The 18,104-nt window shown below is 70.4% G+C and carries 14 protein-coding genes; 8 read left to right on the forward strand and 6 right to left on the reverse strand.

Translation table 11 applies throughout. The annotated features are described in order from the left end of the window. Nucleotides 1-299 precede the first annotated feature (299 nt). The 5 genes from ACIDOF_RS27795 to ACIDOF_RS27815 form a co-directional block, all read right to left on the reverse strand. On the reverse strand, nt 300-2,771 hold the full coding sequence (locus ACIDOF_RS27795; RefSeq protein WP_409008860.1) for a SpoIIE family protein phosphatase: 2,472 nt from the start codon (nt 2,769-2,771) through the stop codon (nt 300-302). A 601-nt stretch (nt 2,772-3,372) separates the two neighbouring features. Further along, nucleotides 3,373-4,737, reverse strand: coding sequence for a potassium channel family protein (locus ACIDOF_RS27800; RefSeq protein WP_409008861.1), 1,365 nt, complete (start codon nt 4,735-4,737; stop codon nt 3,373-3,375). Between the two features lie 115 nt (nt 4,738-4,852). Next, nucleotides 4,853-5,536 carry a GntR family transcriptional regulator gene (locus tag ACIDOF_RS27805; protein ID WP_409008862.1) on the reverse strand — a complete coding sequence of 228 codons (684 nt, stop codon included), beginning with the start codon at nt 5,534-5,536 and terminating at the stop codon, nt 4,853-4,855. A 33-nt stretch (nt 5,537-5,569) separates the two neighbouring features. Further along, complete coding sequence (locus ACIDOF_RS27810; protein ID WP_409008863.1) at nt 5,570-6,481, reverse strand: proline dehydrogenase family protein; 912 nt, start codon at nt 6,479-6,481, stop codon at nt 5,570-5,572. Between the two features lie 320 nt (nt 6,482-6,801). Then, on the reverse strand, nt 6,802-7,494 hold the full coding sequence (locus tag ACIDOF_RS27815) for a GntR family transcriptional regulator (protein WP_409008864.1): 693 nt from the start codon (nt 7,492-7,494) through the stop codon (nt 6,802-6,804). A gap of 138 nt (nt 7,495-7,632) precedes the next feature. Here ACIDOF_RS27815 and pruA point away from each other — a divergent pair, with 138 nt between their 5' ends. Together pruA and ACIDOF_RS27825 are read left to right on the forward strand one after the other, a co-directional pair. Then, nucleotides 7,633-9,288, forward strand: a complete 1,656-nt coding sequence (gene pruA / locus ACIDOF_RS27820) for an L-glutamate gamma-semialdehyde dehydrogenase (protein ID WP_409008865.1) — start codon at nt 7,633-7,635, stop codon at nt 9,286-9,288. Between the two features lie 17 nt (nt 9,289-9,305). Beyond that, nucleotides 9,306-10,661 carry an MFS transporter gene (locus ACIDOF_RS27825; RefSeq protein ID WP_409008866.1) on the forward strand — a complete coding sequence of 452 codons (1,356 nt, stop codon included), beginning with the start codon at nt 9,306-9,308 and terminating at the stop codon, nt 10,659-10,661. A gap of 239 nt (nt 10,662-10,900) precedes the next feature. Here the strand turns inward: ACIDOF_RS27825 and ACIDOF_RS27830 are convergent, their stop codons facing one another. Beyond that, on the reverse strand, nt 10,901-11,776 hold the full coding sequence (locus tag ACIDOF_RS27830) for a LysR family transcriptional regulator (protein WP_409008867.1): 876 nt from the start codon (nt 11,774-11,776) through the stop codon (nt 10,901-10,903). Nucleotides 11,777-11,906: 130 nt separating this feature from the next. Between ACIDOF_RS27830 and ACIDOF_RS27835 the strand changes: the two genes are divergently transcribed. From ACIDOF_RS27835 to ACIDOF_RS27860, 6 genes are all read left to right on the forward strand, one after another. Beyond that, complete coding sequence (locus ACIDOF_RS27835; protein WP_409008868.1) at nt 11,907-13,067, forward strand: FAD-dependent oxidoreductase; 1,161 nt, start codon at nt 11,907-11,909, stop codon at nt 13,065-13,067. Further along, nucleotides 13,064-14,278, forward strand: coding sequence for an allantoate amidohydrolase (locus tag ACIDOF_RS27840; protein ID WP_409008869.1), 1,215 nt, complete (start codon nt 13,064-13,066; stop codon nt 14,276-14,278). Before ACIDOF_RS27835 ends, ACIDOF_RS27840 begins: the two co-directional genes overlap by 4 nt. Before the next feature lie 119 nt (nt 14,279-14,397). Continuing rightward, on the forward strand, nt 14,398-14,970 hold the full coding sequence (locus ACIDOF_RS27845) for a HutD family protein (protein ID WP_409008870.1): 573 nt from the start codon (nt 14,398-14,400) through the stop codon (nt 14,968-14,970). Nucleotides 14,971-15,972: 1,002 nt separating this feature from the next. After that, nucleotides 15,973-16,965, forward strand: a complete 993-nt coding sequence (gene dhaK, locus ACIDOF_RS27850) for a dihydroxyacetone kinase subunit DhaK (RefSeq protein ID WP_409008871.1) — start codon at nt 15,973-15,975, stop codon at nt 16,963-16,965. A 62-nt stretch (nt 16,966-17,027) separates the two neighbouring features. Next, a complete protein-coding gene (gene dhaL / locus ACIDOF_RS27855) occupies nt 17,028-17,642 on the forward strand; it encodes a dihydroxyacetone kinase subunit DhaL (RefSeq protein ID WP_409008942.1) in 615 nt (204 codons plus the stop codon). Continuing rightward, nucleotides 17,639-18,049, forward strand: a complete 411-nt coding sequence (locus tag ACIDOF_RS27860) for a PTS-dependent dihydroxyacetone kinase phosphotransferase subunit DhaM (RefSeq protein ID WP_409008872.1) — start codon at nt 17,639-17,641, stop codon at nt 18,047-18,049. Before dhaL ends, ACIDOF_RS27860 begins: the two co-directional genes overlap by 4 nt. Nucleotides 18,050-18,104 lie beyond the last annotated feature (55 nt).

Here is an 18,104-nt window from a genome sequence, read left to right on the forward strand (position 1 = left end):
CCCTGCAGCGCGGTGCCCCTCACCGACGATCAGCAGGCTGAGATCCGGAACTTCTCTGCCCCGTCGCGCACCCGGTGATGCAGCGCTGCACCTCTGGGCCCGCCGCAAACCGTCCACCGCCCCGGCAACGCGGCCACACTCCTCGCCTGCAGTGCAGTGGTCATGCAATCTGCAGCCCTGACAATGACTCACGCAGAAGGCGTGTGCGTACAGTCGGATGGACGAGGTCCCGGTCGGCACAGGCGTATCCCGCTGCTGCGCCGGGCTCGCGGACGAACCCGGGCCGGAAACATCAGCGATTACGGCGTGACGTGCGTGGCCGGATCGGCTTGCTCAGCCCAGATGATCTTGCCGTCCGTCGTGTACCGCGTGCCCCAACGGCGGGAGAGCTGGGCGACGAGGAACAGCCCGCGCCCTCCCTCGTCAGTGGTGCGCGCGTGGCGCAGGCGCGGAGCAGTGTTGCTGCCGTCGAAGACCTCGCAGACAAGAGTGTCCCGGCGGATCAGACGCAGCCGGATGGGGTCACGGCCGTAGCGGATCGCGTTGGTGACGAGCTCACTGACGAGCAACTCCGTGGTGAACTGCAGCTCCTCCATGCCCCAGTCCGCGAGCCGGCGAGCAACGAGGTCGCGGGCGTCGGCAACGACGGCCGGATCACTGGCCAGGTCCCAGGAGGCGATCTGGTCCGCGTCCAGGCCACGAGTGCGGGCGAGCAGCAGGGCGGCGTCGTCCGACGGCGGACCGGGCAGCAGGGCCCCGACGATGTCGTCGCATGCGGCGTCCAGCGACCGGGCCGGGCAGGTGAGGGAGTCCGCGAGCCGCTCCAACCCGACGTCGACGTCCTGGTCGCGACGCTCGACGAGGCCGTTGGTGTACAGGGCGAGCAGGCTGCCGTCGGGCAGTTCGAGGTCGGCGGACTCGAACGGATAGAGCCCCAGGCCCAGCGGAGGCCCGGCCGGCAGGTCCGGGAAGGAGACCGTGCCGTCGGGCGTCACAACGGCCGGGGGCAAGTGGCCTGCCCGGGCCAGGGTGCACCTGCGGGTGACCGGGTCGTAGACGGCGTACAGACAGGTGGCGCCCAGCACTGAGGAGGCCACGTCCTGCAGTTCGTCCTCGGCGACCGCGTCGGCTCCCTCCTGCTCCAACAGGCTGATGGCCAGGTCGTCCAGGTGCGCCAGGAGTTCGTCGGGAGGCAGATCCAGGTCGGCCAAGGTGCGTACGGCGGCGCGCAGCCGTCCCATAGTGATCGCCGCGTTGGCCCCGTGCCCGACCACGTCGCCGACCACCAGGGCCACCCGCGCCCCGGACAGCGGGATCACATCGAACCAGTCACCGCCCACCGCATGCGGCGCGTTCGCCGGTAGGTACCGCGAGGCCACCTCGAGGACGGTTCCTGTCGCCAGCCCCCGCGGCAGCAGGCTGCGCTGCAGCGCCAGAGCCGCGGTGCGCTCGTGCGTGTAGCGGCGGGCGTTGTCGATGCAGACCGCTGCACGGGTGACGAGCTCCTCCGCAAGGCTCACGTCGTCCTGATCGAACGGATCCGGGGCCTGCGACCGCAGGAACGTCGCGACGCCCAGGCGTACACCCCGTGCATGGACCGGCGTGACCAGAACCGAGTGGACTCCGAGCTCGCGGGCCGTGGCCGCCCGGGCCGGGTCCTCGGTGGCCCAGCTGCCCGGGGAGGTTTCCGTGAGCGATTCCGTCCAGGGTCTGCCGTCCATCAGGCAGCGCACCGAAGGCGAGGCGACCGGTCGGTCGAGCGGGGTGTCGGTTTCGCCGACGGTCTCCGGGTACTCCGAGTGAATCGACCGCTGTCCCGCGCGCCGCAGGTCAGGAGCCCTATGGATCGGACCGGCAGGAGGTTCCTCACCACGAAGGACCGTCTCGATGAGATCGACGGTGACGATGTCGGCGAAGCGCGGCACCGCGACGTCGGCGAGTTCTTGCGCGGTTCGTACGACATCCAGGGTGCTGCCGATGCGGGCGCTGGCCTCGGTCAGGAGGCCCAGCCGCTCCTGGGCGCGCCAACGCTCCGTGTTGTCCATGGACATGAGCCACACGCCGAGCACATGGCCTGCCGGGTCCTCGAGCCGGAAGATGGACTCCCACCATGCATGCTGCCGGTCCGGTTGCGCCGTACTGGGCGCGCGGTACTCGTAGTTGAGCGCCGGCACGCCTGTCTCCAGAACCCTCCGATACTGCTCCTCGAGCCGTCTGATGGGCTCGACCGGCAGCATCTCCGAGAGGCGCCGCCCCACCCGCCGCCCACGGGGCACAGCACCGCCGTATGCCATCTCGTCGTTCGCCCAGACGTATCGCAGATCCGTATCGAGGACCGCCACGCCGACGGGTGAGTGCGTGAGCAGCGGTTCGAGCATCGACCGGCCCAGGTCCCATCCCGGTGCCGGATCGTCCTGGGCAAGTACGACCCATCGCCTGCTGCCGGCCGGGTCGATCAAGGGAAGCGTACGCACCACCAACCGCAGCTTCCCGCCGTCGCGGCGCCGCACTGTCACCGCACCGTGCCAGCCACCCGGTGCGCGAAGCTTGTCCGCAGCCTCAACCGGTGTCGGGGGGTGCTGGTCCGTATCGATCAAGGTCGTGACGGGCTGGTTCAGGATCGCCTCAGCCGAGTAGCCGACCAGGCGTTCCGCCGTGAGAGTCCAGCCGGTGACCAACCCTTGCTCGTCGAGCAGCGCCAGGGCAGTCTGCGCCAGGTCGAACCGCTGTCCCGGCTCCCCGGCCAGGGCGTTCTTCGGGACCGTCGTCATCGCTCCGTCCCATCGTCTCGGGTCCGCCGGCCGTGTCAGGCCAGGGCGCCCGAGCTCGCCCACTTGTCCTTCTGTCCGCTTCCATGATGCGCCGAACCCGGCCATCACGTGCCGGACAAAGCGGCCCGCTCAGTCTGCCCCGCCGAGAGGCATGCTCCTCCATGTGGGCCGGCATCGCGAACGGGCGAGCAGGGATGCCGAGCCCGATGCACGCCTCCTCGCTGCACCGCGCGCCATCCGACCATCCACGATGCGGCGACGGTCCGCCTTCGCGCTGAGGGAGGTCTACGCGACACGACCGAGACCCACGCCTCCACCCACAGCACTCCTGGCAGTACGTGAGCCCGGACAGCCGGCAGACTACGAAGAACGCCATCGACGCCGGCTGCCGCCGCATGCTAGCCCCACGACAACTCCGGAGCTGCTTGGACTGACCGCTTGACTCAGGTCCACCAACTGCGAGGCGCAGGCCGCCAGTTGCTCCGGGGCGCCCCCCCTTCCCGCGCGCCAGGCAGGGTTCTCGGACCCCGTAGCCAAGGCCTGCTCGTTTCGACGGGATCAACGGCGGCCCAGGTGGAGGGCGAGAGGCGGCCAAAGGGCTTCAGCCACTCAGGGCGACGGCCACGTGCGCACAGCCCCGGCGGGCGGCCAGCGGCCAGGGCTCGAAGGTGCCGGTGGGCAGTTGGACGAGCGTGCGGTGCCGGTGGGCGATGACGCCGGTGGCGGGGGTGCCGAGCATGCGGGCCAGGACGTAGGCGGCGGCGAGGCTGTTCACGTCGCGCACCGTGCCGAGCGGCAGCAGCGAGCGGGTCTCGGCGATCGCCTCGTGCTCGCCCGCGCGCAGCACGACGCGGGTGTCGGGGGCGACGCCGTGCGCGGCGATGGCGACGGCGACGTTGTCGAGGTCGTCGGAGCCGACCGCGGCGAGGGCACGTGCCTTGTGCAGCCTCAGTTGCTCGAGGACCACCCGGTCCCCGCCGTGCCCGGTCAGGACGGGGATGCCGAGCGAGCGGGCGAGCCTGATGCCTGGGGCGGCCGGATCGCGTTCGACGCCGACCACCGGCACGCCGAGCCGCCGCAGTTCGCCGCAGAGCCGAAGGCCGACCTGGCCCATGCCGACGACGATGACGTGCCCCGAGCGGGGCACCGTACGCGGTCCGACCAGGCCGAAGAGGCGCGGCCCGAGCATCCGCTCGACGACCCCGGCTGTGAACAGCGCGCCGAAGACGACCGTGGCGAGCATCAGCACGCTGGCCAGTACGGAGTAGCCGGCCGAGTGGTCCGGCGCTTCGGCCGGGCCGACGGTTGCCACCACGCGGGCGGCGTCGAACAGCGCGCTCGCCGGGTGGTGCCCAACGGCGAGCAGCCAGGTCAGGTCGATGACCAGGGCGGCGAGCATCCCGAGCAGGCCGAGCAGCATGATTCGGGTGCCCGCGTCGTGCGGGCGAAGCTGCCCCGTCAGTCGGCCGATCCGCGTCCGCAGCCGTACGCGTTCGGTCTCCCGCAGCACGCTGCTGACCGGGCCGTCGTCGGTGAAGCGGACGGCATGAGTCGTCGCCCCTTCCCCGCGAGGGCGGTGCAGGGCGCTGATGTCCGCCCCCAGGCAGGGCCCGGCCAGGACCGGTGCCGCGAGTTCGGCCGGTGAGGTCACGTGGCACTGCGGCAGCAGGCGCAGGAGTTCGTCGGCCACGGTCCGGTCGAAGATGGTGACGGTGATCGGCGTGCGCTCGCCGATGTGCGCCACGGCGAGCGCGTACCGCAGCGCGGCGACGTCGTCGTGGAGCAGCACGGCGACCGCGTCCGGCTCCGGCTCCATCGCCTCGCGCAGCTCGTGGTCGCGGGGCGCGGTGAGGTGCCGCACGGTGTGCCCGCACTCGCGGAGCGAGGCACACACCCGGCGCGCCAGATTGGTCTCGCCGATGACCACGAACGTACAACTGCCCACGGAATCAAGGGTGTTGCTCATCGCGCGCGCTCGCAGTCCTCGGAACGGTACGGGTCGCAGCGCAGGCAGCGCGGGTCTCCGCAGCCGACGCACGGGGTCAGCGGCCGGCCGCAGTGGCAGGTCCGCTCCGCGGAGGTCACGTGGCCTCGCCCTCCTCGTCGAGTGTGGACTGGATGCGGTAACGGGAGCTGAGCAGGGAGTCGCGGATGAGCTCGGCGACCGTGTCCGCCTCGCCGGCGCGCGCGGCCTCGACGACGCGTGACTGGTACCGCCACAACGTCGACTCCCGCTCGCCTTCGGCAGCCGCGGCACCGAGCACCTTGTAGGCGCGGCACTGGTGCCACAAGCCACGGATGGTGTCCATCAGGACCGGGTTGCCGCCCGCGCCGTACAGGACGGTGAGCAGCGCCTCGTCGTGATCGAGCGCGTCGCGCACGCGTCCTTCGCGCGCTGCCGCGTTCAGGGCTTCGCACTCCTTGGCCATGATGCGGACCAGGTCCCCGTCGAGACCGGCGACTCCTTGGCGGCCGGCCTCGGTCTCCAGGAGCAGACGTACGTCGTAGATGTGGATCAGCTCGCGGAGCGTGAACCCCTTGACCACGGCACCCTTATGCGGCTCCCGCTCGGCCAAGCCGCTCTCCTCCAGGCGCCTTATCGCCTCGCGTACGGGCATCACGCTGGTGCCCATCCGCGCGGCGACGTCCCGCACCCGCAGCCGGGTGCCAGCGGGCATCGCCCCGTTGATGACGGCCTGGTACAGGACGGCGTGGACCTGGTCGGTGAGCAGGGACGCCTGGACGAGCGGAGCCGCCTCGGTCATCGGCCCACCACGCAGTCGGCGTCGGCGGGCATGTCAGCCACCCACCAGCGAGCGCAGGAAGAACAGCAGGTTGGCGGGGCGCTCGGCCATGCGGCGCATCAGGTACGGGTACCACTGGGTGCCGAACGGCAGGTACACGCGCACCCGGTAACCGTCGCGGACGAGCTCCTTCTGCAGGTCGCGGCGGACGCCGTACAGCATCTGGAACTCGTAGTCCCTCTTGTCGACGCCGGCGTCCTTGGCGGCCTGCTTCGCGAAGTCGATGCAAAGGTCGTCGTGAGTGGCAAAGGCCGGGTCCGGGCAGTTGGCCAGCACGTAGCGGGTCAGGTGCAGATACTGCGCCGTGACTTCCTTGCGGTCCTGCTGGGCGCGGTGCAGCGGCTCGTCGTATGCGCCCTTGACCAGACGCAGGCGCGGCTTGACCTCGGTGAAGGACTCCAGGTCCTCGGGGGTGGAGCGCAGCGCGGCCTGGATGGCCATGCGGGACTGGGGGTAGCGCGGCAGGGCCTTGCGGAACAGGTCCATGGTGTCGCGGCCCACGGAGCTGTGCTCCATGTCGACCTCGACGACGACGCCGTGCTGCTCCCCCGCCCCGAAGAGCCGCTCGAGGTTCTTGGCGCAGGCGTCCACGTCGACGGCGATGCCGAGCTGGGAGAGCTTGACCGAGACCGTCGAGCCGGGGACGTGCTGGGCGATGGCCTCGATCGTCTCGATGTACTGGTCGGTGGCGCGGGTCGACTCGGTCAGGTCGAAGACGCTCTCGCCGAGCAGGTCGAGGCTGACGTCGATGCCGTCCTTGTTGAGCTCCTTGGTCGCCTGGATGGCTTCGTCGAGGCTGACACCGGCGACGAAGCGGCTGACCAGGCCGCGGGTGAGCTTGTTCTTGCTGATCTGTCGTTCGAGCTTCTTGCTCTCGGCTGCGCGCAGCAGCAGGTTGCTCAGCACATCGATCCCCAGATGACAGGGGTCCGGCGGGAAGGCGGACCGGGGGGCGGGAGATTGGGAATGGGGCAGCTCCCGCAGAGGGCGGCGAGACTGCTCGCGCTCCGCGGGGCTGCTGAGCCAGGAACCTAAGATGTGATCACGAATCACACAACCCCCAACCCGGACGTAACTTGCTGTTCGCTTGCGCAACTTCATGGAGGTCGACCTCGCCCCCAGGGCGCTGACATGCAAAAACGGGGCGTCGGCCACTGCCGACGCCCCACGGGGACACCCGTTCAAGTAACTGAAATTTTACTGGCCACGCGAGCCATGAGGACGCTTCACAGCATCGATCGCACCGAGGCGGAGAACCCGAGCAGATGCGCCTGCGCCGCCTTGCGCGCGGCACCCGGCTGGCGCGCACAGATCGCCTCGACGACGTCGTCCTGCGCACAGGAGCGCGGGGTGTGCGGCCGCGCCCTGGCCACGCCGTAGTGCCAGATCCGCATGGCCAGATTCGAGTACTGGGTGAGGGTCGCCTCGAGGTACGGATTGTGGGCGGCGCGGTAGATCGCGCGGTGGATCTCGGTGTCCTGGGCGATGTAGTCGCGGGACACTTCGACCGCGTCCTCCATGGCCTCGGCCATGCGCTTGAGCTCGGCGCACTCCTCGTCGGTGGCGCGCTCCGCAGCCAGCGCCGCGGCCAACCCCTCCAGGTCCGTACGGACTTCGGTGAGCCAGCGCTCGTCGCTGATGTTGATCTCGGCGACGAAGGTACCGCGGCGCGGGTAGATCACGGCGAGCCGCTCGTGCCGCAACCGCTTGAGGGCGTCACGCACCGGAGTCAGTCCGACATCAAGGTCACGGCTCAGCTGCTTCTCGTCCAGCGGGTCGCCCGGCTGCAGCTTCACGGTGATGATGTCGTCGCGCAGCCGCATGTAGGCGCTCTCGGCGAGCGTGCGCCCACCCGGCGCCGTGGGCGCACTGCTGGAGGGTCGCTCCGCGACCGCTATCAGATCCGTCTCTTGACGCATACCGAACAGTGTAAGTACGGTCGCGCTGAAATTTCAGTGCAACGTTCACAGCCTCGCTCTTGCACTGCCCCTCCGCCCCGCCCCGGTCCCGCAGTCGCACCCGCAGCGCGGCCGGCACCCTGGAATCCGAGGAAAGCAATGGCAAACAGCACCATCGTTCACAACGGCGTCGTCCGCGTTCCTGCCCCGTACAACGAGCCCGCGAAGGACTACGCGCCCGGTTCCCCCGAGGCCGTGCGTCTCTATGCCGAGCTCGACCGGGTCAAGGGCGAGGTCCGCGAGCTGCCCCATGTCATCGGCGGCGAGCGGCAGTTCGGCGGCGAACAGCTCGAACTGACGGCCCCGCACGACCACCAGCACGTGCTCGGCCGGATCTCGCTCGCCGACCAGAAGCAGGTGCAGGCGGCCATCGACGCCGCCCTCGCCGCGCAGGAGTCCTGGGCCAACACCCCCTGGTACGAGCGGATCGCGATCTTCCTGCGCGCGGCCGACCTGGTCAGCGGCAAGTTCCGCGACGAGCTGCTCGCGACGACGATGCTGCACCAGTCGAAGACGTACCACCAGGCGGAGATCGATATTTGTGAGCTGGCGGACTTCTTCCGCTACAACGCCCACAACGCCGCGCAGATCTACGAGCAGCAGCCCGTCTCCCCCGCCGGCCAGTGGAACGTCATGGACCACCGCGGCCTGGAGGGCTTCGTCCTGGCCATCACCCCGTTCAACTTCACGGCGATCGCGGGCAACCTGCCCTCGACCCCGGCCATGATGGGCAACACCGTCGTCTGGAAGCCTTCCGAGAAGTCGGCGCTGTCCAGCGACGTCGTCATGCGGCTCTTCGAGGAGGCCGGCCTTCCGCCCGGCGTCATCAACCTGGTCCACGGCCGCGGACAGGAGATCTCCGAACAGGCCATGGCCGACGAGAACTTCGCCGGTCTGACCTTCACCGGCTCCTCGGCGGTGTTCCGCAGCATGTGGAAGACGGTCGGGAAGAACATCGACACCTACCGCGCCTACCCGCGTCTGGTCGGCGAGACCGGCGGCAAGAACGCGATCGTCGCGCACTCCTCGGCCGACCCCGAGGCGCTGCTCGTCGCGATGGTCCGCAGCGCCTACGAGTTCCAGGGCCAGAAGTGCACCGCCGGCTCCCGCGCGTACGTCCCCCGCAGCATCTGGAACGTCCTGGAGGCCAAGCTCGTCGAGACCGTCAAGGGTCTCAAGGTCGGCGACGTCACCGAGCACGAGACCTACGTGGGCGCGGTCATCGACGAGGCGGCCGCCGACCGCCTGGAGAACGCCATCGAGCGTGCCAAGGCCCTCGACAGCCACACCCTCCTGGCCGGTGGCACCGTCCGTCGCGAGAAGGGCTGGTTCGTCGACCCGACGCTCTTCGTCACCGAGGACCCGACCGCCTTCACCATGAAGGAGGAGTTCTTCGGGCCGCTGCTCACGGTCCACGTCTACGACGACGCGGCCGAGTGGGGCGACATCCTGAAGCTCGTCGACGGCACCAGCGAGTACGCCCTGGGCGGCTCGATCTTCGCCCGCGAGCACGCGGCCATCACCGAGGCCCTCTCGGTCCTGCGCAACACCGCCGGAATGATGTACGTCAACGACAAGCCGACCGGCGCGCTCATGGGTGTGCAGTCCTTCGGCGGCGGCCGCGCCTCAGGCACCAACGACAAGACGGGCTCCCCGCTCGCCCTGCAGCGCTGGGTCAGCGGCCGGTACATCAAGGAGAACATGAGCCCCGACCTCAACTGGACGTACCCGTACATGGGCACCGCCGGCAACTGAGATCGGACGTACGGCACATGAGCTCCACCAACATGGTCGACGACGCGCCGCTCTCCGGCTTCCACAAGAAGCTGGCGTTGTACTCCTCGGGCGGCCCGTTCCTCGACGGTTACATCCTCAGCATCATCGGCGTCGCGATGACGCAGATCACCCCGCAGCTCCAACTCTCGGAATCCGCCCAGGGGTTGATCGGCGCATCGGCGCTCATCGGCATCTTCCTGGGCGCGTTCGCGGGCGGCTGGCTTACGGACAAGTTCGGCCGGCAGGTCCTCTACACCGTGGACCTGGTCGCGATCATCGTGTGCTCGGTGGCCCAGTTCTGGGCCACCGACCCGGTGTGGCTGTTCGTCCTGCGGCTCGTCATCGGCATGGCCGTGGGAGCGGACTATCCCATCGCCACGTCTCTGATGGCCGAGTTCACCCCGCGCAAGCACCGCGGTGTCCTGCTCGGCGGACTCCTAGTGATGTGGTTCGCAGGCGGTTCGATCGCGTACATCGTCGGTGAGGCGATGCTGGCCCTCGGCGACGACGGCTGGCGGTGGATGCTGGCCAGCGCCGCCCTTCCGGCCACCGTCATCGTGCTGCTGCGGCTCGGCACCCCCGAGTCGCCGCGCTGGCTGGTCAAGAAGGGCCGTACGGCGGAAGCCGAGAAGATCCTCAAGGATGTCTTCGGCCCCGAGGCGACCCTGGCCGACCTGGGCGAGGAGGAGCGCGAGAACGTCGACGTGAAGGCGATCCTCCGCTCCGGCTACGGCAAGCGGATGCTGTTCGTCTCGGTCTTCTGGACGTGCTCCGTCGTCCCGCTTTTCGCGATCTACGCCTTCGGCCCCGTCATCCTCGACGCCCTGAAACTCGAAGGCGATCTCGCGAGTTACGGGGCGGCCGTGATCAGCGTGCTGTTCACGCTCGGCACGATCGCCGCGCTGTTCGCAGTCAACCGTATGGGCCGCAGGACCCTGTTGACGCACAGCTTCATCTGGTCAGGTGCGGCACTGCTGCTCCTCGGCCTGTTCCCCGATGCGGACGCATCGGTGGTCATGGCGCTGTTCTCGGCGTACGCGGTGCTGATCGGCGGCACCCAGATCCTGCAGTGGATCTATCCGAACGAGCTGTTCCCGACCGAGGTACGGGGCACGGCCGTCGGGCTCGCGTCGTCGCTGAGCCGGATCGGCGCCGCCGTGGGCACCTATCTGGTGCCGATGGCGCTGTCCGGCTGGGGCATCGGCAACACGATGCTCGCGGCCGCCGCGATCAGCGCGGCCGGCGCTCTGGCCTCCCTGGCATGGGCGCCCGAGACCCGAGGCCTGACGCTCAAGGAGTCGGCGACGTTGTCGGACCCGGCCGAGCCGGCCCGGCAAGCTGTGGCCGGCTGACACTCCCCTCGCGGCCGCTGCCGCCCAACTGAAAGGGCGGCAGCGGCCGTTGCTACGCCAGGAAACACGCCCCAAGCGGGGCGTAGACCGAGCGAGGTGTTCCAACCGAGATTGGGGACAGCCCGAGCGTCGGTTCCGTGCCGCATGCCTGCACCGCGGCCAGCACCTCCTGAAGCTCCTCCAAGTCGGCGGCCCCGGAACGCTCCCCGCGGCCGAGTACCACGTACGCCCCGTACGCGTCAGGCCTCGCTCGTGCGCAGCGCCTCGCGGAAGCGTTCGGCCGCGGGGGAGAGTTCCGTATCGGGGAAGGCCGCGCACATGACGGTCTTGGGGTCGCCGGTGATGCGGGCGACGTGGACCGCGGCCGGGCGGAACGACGAGACCGACTCGGGCAGCACCGTGAAGCCCATGCCGGCCGCCACGAACCCCAGCGCCGTCTCCTGGTGGACGACGCGGGTACGGACCCGGGGAAACGGCAGTCCCGCGAAGACCGGGCGGATCTCCGAGACGTAGCCGGGCATGTCCCGCGCGGGGAAGAAGATCATCGGCTCGTCGGCGAGCGCCTGCGGGGACACCTCGGCCTCGGCGGACAGGGCATGGTCGGCGGGCAGGCACGCCACGAGGCGTTCCTCGAAGAGGCGTTCCGTACGCAGGTCGAGCGCTCCGGACTCGCCGCGAACCAAGCCCAGGTCGAGCCGTCCCTCGTGCAGTTGCTCGGCCTGCTCCGCGCTGGTCAGGGGGACGAGTTGCAGGTCGACGCCGGGTGCCGCCTGCCGGAAGCGGCGTACGGCCTGCGGCAGTACGGAGTAGCTGGCCGAGCTGGCGAAGCCGACCCGCAGGGTGCCGGCCCGACCGTCGGCGACCGCCTGGAGGTCGGCGGTGGTCTCGTCGACCCGGGCGAGGATGTCGAGCGCCCGCCGGTAGAACTCCTCCCCCACCGCCGTGAGCCGCACGCTGCGGGTAGTGCGCTCGAAGAGCCGGTGCCCCAACTCCCGCTCGATCCGCTGGATCTGCGCGCTGAGCGGGGCCTGGGCCATGTGCAGGCGCTTGGCGGCGCGGCCGAAGTGCAGCTCTTCGGCGACCGCGACGACGCAGCGCAGCTGTCGGAGTTCCATGCTCTCGATTGTGCCCGATTATCTCTCTCGGGAGATCAATCAACGAATTATTGGTGTTGGACGGGCAGGGTAATGCCTGGCTGTACTGGACGGACCGAGAACGCACGCCTCACAGAAAGCAGCCTCCATCGTGGATGTCGACCACTCCCAGTACGTCGTCGTCGGAGCGGGACTCGCGGGCGCGGCCACCGCATGGCAGCTCGCCGCAGCCGGGCACGAGGTCACGATCGTCGAGCGCGGCACCCCCGCCGACGAGGGCGGCAGCTCGCACGGCTCGGCGCGGATCTTCCGGTACGCCTACCCGTCCGAGTTCTACACGCGCCTGGTAGCGCGCTCGCGGGCCCTGTGGTCGCAGCTGGAGGCGGCGAGCGCGCAGACGCTGATCTCCTCAACCGGTGCTGTGGACTGGGGACTTGAGCGCGACCCGGCCGCGCTCGCCGCGGTCCTGGAGCGGGTCGGGATCGAGCACGAACTGCTTAGCCAGGAGGAGGCGACCGCCCGCTGGCCGCAGTTCAACTTCGAGACCAAGGTGCTCTGGCACCCGCAGGCCGGTGTCATCGACTCCGAGCGCAGCGTCGAGGCCATGGTCGTCCAGGCCCAGCGGAACGGCGCCCGGCTCCTCACCGACTGGGACCTGACGGCCGTCGAACGCCGCGGCCACGGCTACACCCTGCGCAGCGCCGACGGCAGGCGGATCGACGCCGAACGCGTGATCGTCGCGGCGGGCGGCTGGCTGCCGAAGCTGCTCGATCTGCTCCCGCTGCCGAGCGCCTTCCGCGCCGGTCTGCCGCACATCGAGGTCCGGCAGGAGCAGGCGTATCACTTCCGCTACCGCGAGAACCACCGCTGGCCGACCTTCATCCACAAGAACCTGCAGATCCAGACGTACGGCCTGCCCGGCGGTCGCGACGCGGACTTCCAGGGCCTGAAGGTGGCCGAGTTCAACGGCGGCAAGCTGCTGCACTCGGCCGCGGACCAGGACGGCGTGGTGGACGCCAAGAACCGCGACCGCGTCATCAACTACGTCCGCCGCCACCACCCCGGCCTGGACCCCACGCCGTACGCCGAGACCACCTGCCTGTTCACCAACACCCCGAACGAGGACTTCGTCCTGGACCGCTGCGAGGGGCTCACGATCCTGTCCCCGTGCTCGGGACACGGGGCGAAGTTCGCGCCGCTGATCGGCGCGCTCGCCGCAGGCGTCGCCTCGGCCGCCGACGCCACTGCGGGCCGGACGCTCGTACCCGAACCCTTTCTGACCGGTAACACCCCTGCAGGAGCAGCCCGATGACCACCGTCGACCTCATGTCCTCGATCGCCGACGTCGGACGAGACGCGCAGCGCGGCGGCTACAGCCGGCCGGTGTTCTCGACGGCCGAGCTGGAGCTGCGGTCCTGGTTCACCGAGCAGGCGGAGAAGCGGGGCCTGGAGGTGGAGACCGACCGCAACGGCGCGCTGTGGGCCTGGCTCGATGCGCCCGGCAAGGAGCGCACCGACGTCGTCGTGACCGGCAGCCACCTCGATTCCGTGCCCGGAGGCGGCGCCTTCGACGGGCCGCTCGGCGTGGCCTCGGCGCTCGCCGCCGTCGACGTTCTGCGCGAACGCGACCACCGCTTGGAGCGGCCGTTGGCCGTCGCGGTCTTCCCCGAGGAGGAGGGCTCGCGGTTCGGGCTCGCCTGCCTGGGGTCGGGCCTGATGGCCGGCACTGTCGACCGCGACCGTGCCCTCGCCCTCCGTGACGACGACGGCAACACCCTCGCGGACCTCGCGCGCGGGGCGGGCATCGACCCGAGGTACATGGGGCACGACCCCGGCCGCCTCGCCCGCATCGGCGCGTTCGTCGAGCTGCACGTCGAGCAGGGCCGCGGCCTGGTGGACCTCGACCACCCGGTGGCCGTCGCCACCAGCATTCTGGGGCACGGGCGTTGGCGCGTGCGCGTCACCGGGCAGGGCAACCACGCGGGCACCACGGCGATGGACGACCGCCGTGACCCGATGGCCGCCGCGGCCGGCATCGTGCTGGCCGCCCAGGCCGCGGGGCGGGCCGTGCCGCAGGCCCGTGCGACGGTCGGCAAGCTGCGGCCCGTACCGGGCGGGGCCAACGTGATCGCCTCGACCGTCGACCTGTGGCTGGACATCCGGCACCCGGACGACGCCGCGGTGCACGCCGTGCTCGCCACGATCACCGAACGCGCCACGGAGATCGCCGCCGCCCAGGGGTGCAGTGCGGAGGTCACCGCGGAGTCCTACAGCCCGACGGCCCACTTCCACGCCGGGCTGCGCGACCGGCTGTCCGCCTCGCTGCCGGGCGCCCCGCTGCTTCCGACGGGCGCGGGCCACGACGCGGGTGTGCTGGCACCGCACATCCCGACGGGCATGCTGTTCGTCCGCAACCCCAGCGGCGTTTCGCACTCGCCGGAGGAGTACGCGGAGGACGCCGACGTGGAGAGCGGGACCGAGGCCCTCGCCGACGTCCTGGCGGATCTGACGTCGCAGGCGTAAGTCCGAAGTGACCTGAAGAACCGGCCGGCCGCGCCACGAGGGGAGCGCGGCCGGTCCGCGGCACGGGCGCATACTCCGCTCACGCCCCCGTAGAAGGACCAGCACAAGTAGGAATGGCCATGCCCGCCCAGCACCCCACCACAGCCCGGATCATCCGTACGACCACCCTCACCCCGCAGCGGTGGGCCAACGGCGGCGGCTGGACCCGCGAGATCCACCGCGAACCCGCCACAACCCCCGACCGCCTTCCCGCCTGGCGGCTGAGCCTCGCGGACATCGACGAGCCGGGCCCGTTCTCGTCCCTGCCGGGCATGGACCGCCACTTCCTGCTCGCGGCCCCGCGCTTCGCACCCCTGGAGCTGGTGGTCGACGGCGTCCTCCACATCGTGCACTTCCCCCGCAGCATCGCCTTCGCGGGCGACGCGGAGGTGACCACCACGGCCGTCCCCGCGGGCACCCGCGCCCTCAACTTCATGGTCCGCAGCGGAAACCCAGGATCGCTCCAACTCCTGCGGGGTGACACGGAGTTGACCGTTGCCGCGGAGACCACCAACGCCATGGTGCTCCTTGACGGCGACGCATACGTGGACGGCGAGAGACTCGGGCGGTTCGACGCGATCCTCCCCGGCAGCACCGGCGCTCGCCTCGCCCTGCGCAACGCCACGATGGCCCGCTTCCCGTCCCACAACTGAACGGGAGAACAGAGAGGCGGGGCGACCCTCGTACCGCAAAGGCAAGGGGGCATTCGTGCACGAGCCCTGCCAGGCCATCGGATGTCTATTCCGGCCAACCATCGGCTCGTGGACGGAGGGCTGATATGAAGCGGGTCGCGCACTCATCGTGGGCTGCTCCAAGGACGGCCGCACCGCCCCCCCTGCTCGGAGCAAGAGCCCTGGGACAACCAGAGCAACTACTCACCAGCCACCATCGCGAGCTAGGTCGCGGGCCTGGCCCACATGTCGAACTGGAGGCACTCGCAGGTCTTCGTGGTGATCTGGAAGCGGGCTTCGGAGAACGATGCGGTGTCGAAGAGGACCCATTGTGGCGACGACAGGCAGGCTCCGCACAGCGCCGCTCACGGCCCTGCAGGCCAACAGGATCAGGCACCTCCGCAAGCATCAACACAAGTGGGCCCGGACCAGACTCGGACCAATTCAGCTTCGCATCAAGGGATTCCACGCATAGACGCAGGTCACAGGGACTCTAGGTCGTGTACCACCAGCAGACGAAGAACCACGTGGGCAGCGGCAACGGCCTGTACACCCTGGACGCGGTCACGGGCACGCCCAAGTGGCGTTGCTGGCAGAGTTGGCCACCCCGCCCCGCCCGCTTAGAGACATAACCCAGCAAGCGCTCGCTCGAGAGCAACGACATCGAGGCTCTCGCAGCGCAGGGAGTCCGGCTTGAGCCTGAGCGACCGGCCACCCACAGCCGCAGGGCTGACGAGATGAACTTCCAGACAGCCCTCCCACAACCGTGACCCACGGCCGAAGTCGATCGATACTGAGGGCTCGCAAGCCGAGCCCACGACACCTGACGCCCCGTCATCAAACTCAGCATTAACTCAGCATCAGTCCCGCCAAAGCCCGCCCCGGACCGCCAAGAACCGTCAAGATCCACAACCCTCCATCCGCACCCTGACCAGCAAAAACGCACGTCAAACAGGTTCGAGCCAACATCAGTCGGAGGTTCCCGTGAAGATGCTGATCAACGTTCCCGAATCCGTAGTAGCCGACGCTCTGCGAGGCATGGCGGCCGCGCACCCCGAGTTGACCGTGGACGTCGAGAACCGGGTGGTCGTACGGCGGGACGCGCCCGTGGCCGACAAGGTGGCGTTGGTGTCCGGGGGCGGGTCGGGGCACGAGCCGTTGCACGGGGGGTTCGTGGGGCCGGGGATGCTGTCGGCCGCGTGTCCCGGCGAGGTGTTCACGTCGCCCGTGCCGGATCAGATGGTCCGGGCCGCGGCGGCCGTGGACAGCGGCAAGGGCGTGCTGTTCGTGGTGAAGAACTACACCGGTGACGTGCTGAACTTCGACATGGCGGCGGAGCTCGCCGAGGACGAGGGCATCCAGGTCGCCAAGGTCCTCGTCGACGACGACGTGGCCGTGACCGACAGCCTCTACACCGCGGGCCGGCGCGGCACCGGCGCCACCCTCTTCGTCGAGAAGCTCGCGGGCGCCGCCGCCGACGCCGGTGCGCCGCTGGAGAAGGTCGAGGCGATCGCCCGGCGCGTCAACGAGAACGCGCGCAGCTTCGGCGTCGCCCTGAGCGCCTGCACGACCCCCGCGAAGGGCGGCCCGACCTTCGAACTCCCGCCCGGCGAGCTGGAGTTGGGCGTCGGTATCCACGGTGAGCCCGGCCGGGAGCGGCGCCCGATGATGACGTCGCGGGAGATCGCCGACTTCACGGTCGACGCGATCCTGGACGACCTGCGGCCACGCAACCCGGTGCTGCTGCTCGTCAACGGCATGGGCGGCACCCCGCTGCTGGAGCTGTACGGGTTCCACGCCGAGGTGCAGCGCGCCCTGGCCGAGCGGAACATCGCCGTGGCCCGGGTGCTGGTCGGCAACTATGTGACGTCCCTCGACATGGCGGGCGCCTCCGTGACCATGTGTCAGATCGACGAGGAACTCCTCGGCCTGTGGGACGCTCCGGTCCGTACGCCCGCGCTGCGCTGGGGTGTGTGACCGGCCTGCCGTCGGACCCGCTGCGCCCAACGAACAACGAACTTGGAGGACTTGTGCTCGACGTGCTCGACGGCGACTTCTTCCGCCGCTGGCTCACCACCGCCGCCGCAGCCGTGGACCGTGAGGCGGACCGGCTCACCGACCTCGACTCGGCGATCGGCGACGCGGACCACGGCGTCAACATGCGGCGCGGCTTCGCGGCCGTGTCGGAGGCGCTCGCGGGGAGCGACGCCACCGCGCCGGGGGCTCTGCTCGCCCTGGCGGGACGGCAGTTGATCTCGAAGGTGGGCGGCGCGTCCGGCCCGCTCTACGGCACTCTGCTGCGTACGGCGGGCAAGGCGCTCGGCGACACCGGCGAGGTGTCGCGCGAGGAGCTGGCCCAGGCGCTGCGGGCGGGCGTCGACGCTGTGGCGAAGCTCGGCGGGGCCGCGCCGGGCGACAAGACGATGCTGGACGCGCTCGTACCGGCGGTGGACGCGCTGCCGACCTCCTTCGACGCGGCCCGCGAGGCCGCCGGCAAGGGTGCGGAGGCGACCGTTCCGTTGCAGGCCCGCAAGGGCCGGGCGAGTTATCTGGGCGAGCGCAGCATCGGCCACCAGGACCCGGGCGCGACCTCGTCGGCCCTGCTGTTCGCGGCGCTCGCCGAGACCGCCGAGGGCGCCGGGGGTGCGGCATGAGCGACGGCGCGCAGGTGGGGATCGTGCTGGTGTCGCACAGCGCGGCCGTCGCCGCGTCGGTCGCCGAGCTCGCGACCGGCCTCGCCGGGGGCAGCGGCGCCGCCCCGGTCGCCCCGGCGGGCGGCACGGAGGACGGCGAGCTCGGCACGAGCGCCGAGCTGATCGCCGATGCGGCCCGCTCGGTGGACCGGGGCGCGGGCGTCGCGCTCCTGGTCGACCTGGGCAGCGCGGTGCTCACGGTGAAGGCGCTGCTCGCCGAGGAGGGCGAACTCCCGGACGGGGCACGCCTGGTGGACGCCCCGTTCGTGGAGGGCGCGGTCGCCGCGGTCGTCACGGCTTCGGCGGGTGCGGACCTGGACGCGGTGGAGACGGCGGCCCGGGAGGCGTACGGCTACCGCAAGGAGTGACGCGTACGCACGGAAGGGCCCGGCCGTACGCCCCGGCCGGGCCCTTCCTCGTACC

This window comes from Streptomyces sp. Da 82-17 (genome assembly GCF_046098215.1).
Lineage (GTDB): Bacteria > Actinomycetota > Actinomycetes > Streptomycetales > Streptomycetaceae > Streptomyces.

Excerpts from the sequence above, each read along its gene's own strand:
- ACIDOF_RS27795 (WP_409008860.1), bottom strand. The coding sequence starts at position 2,771 with ATGACGACGGTCCCGAAGAACGCCCTGGCCGGGGAGCCGGGACAGCGG.
- ACIDOF_RS27800 (WP_409008861.1), bottom strand. The coding sequence starts at position 4,737 with ATGAGCAACACCCTTGATTCCGTGGGCAGTTGTACGTTCGTGGTCATC.
- ACIDOF_RS27805 (WP_409008862.1), bottom strand. The coding sequence starts at position 5,536 with ATGACCGAGGCGGCTCCGCTCGTCCAGGCGTCCCTGCTCACCGACCAG.
- ACIDOF_RS27815 (WP_409008864.1), bottom strand. The coding sequence starts at position 7,494 with ATGCGTCAAGAGACGGATCTGATAGCGGTCGCGGAGCGACCCTCCAGC.
- pruA (WP_409008865.1), top strand. The coding sequence starts at position 7,633 with ATGGCAAACAGCACCATCGTTCACAACGGCGTCGTCCGCGTTCCTGCC.
- ACIDOF_RS27825 (WP_409008866.1), top strand. The coding sequence starts at position 9,306 with ATGAGCTCCACCAACATGGTCGACGACGCGCCGCTCTCCGGCTTCCAC.
- ACIDOF_RS27830 (WP_409008867.1), bottom strand. The coding sequence starts at position 11,776 with ATGGAACTCCGACAGCTGCGCTGCGTCGTCGCGGTCGCCGAAGAGCTG.
- ACIDOF_RS27840 (WP_409008869.1), top strand. The coding sequence starts at position 13,064 with ATGACCACCGTCGACCTCATGTCCTCGATCGCCGACGTCGGACGAGAC.
- ACIDOF_RS27845 (WP_409008870.1), top strand. The coding sequence starts at position 14,398 with ATGCCCGCCCAGCACCCCACCACAGCCCGGATCATCCGTACGACCACC.
- ACIDOF_RS27860 (WP_409008872.1), top strand. The coding sequence starts at position 17,639 with ATGAGCGACGGCGCGCAGGTGGGGATCGTGCTGGTGTCGCACAGCGCG.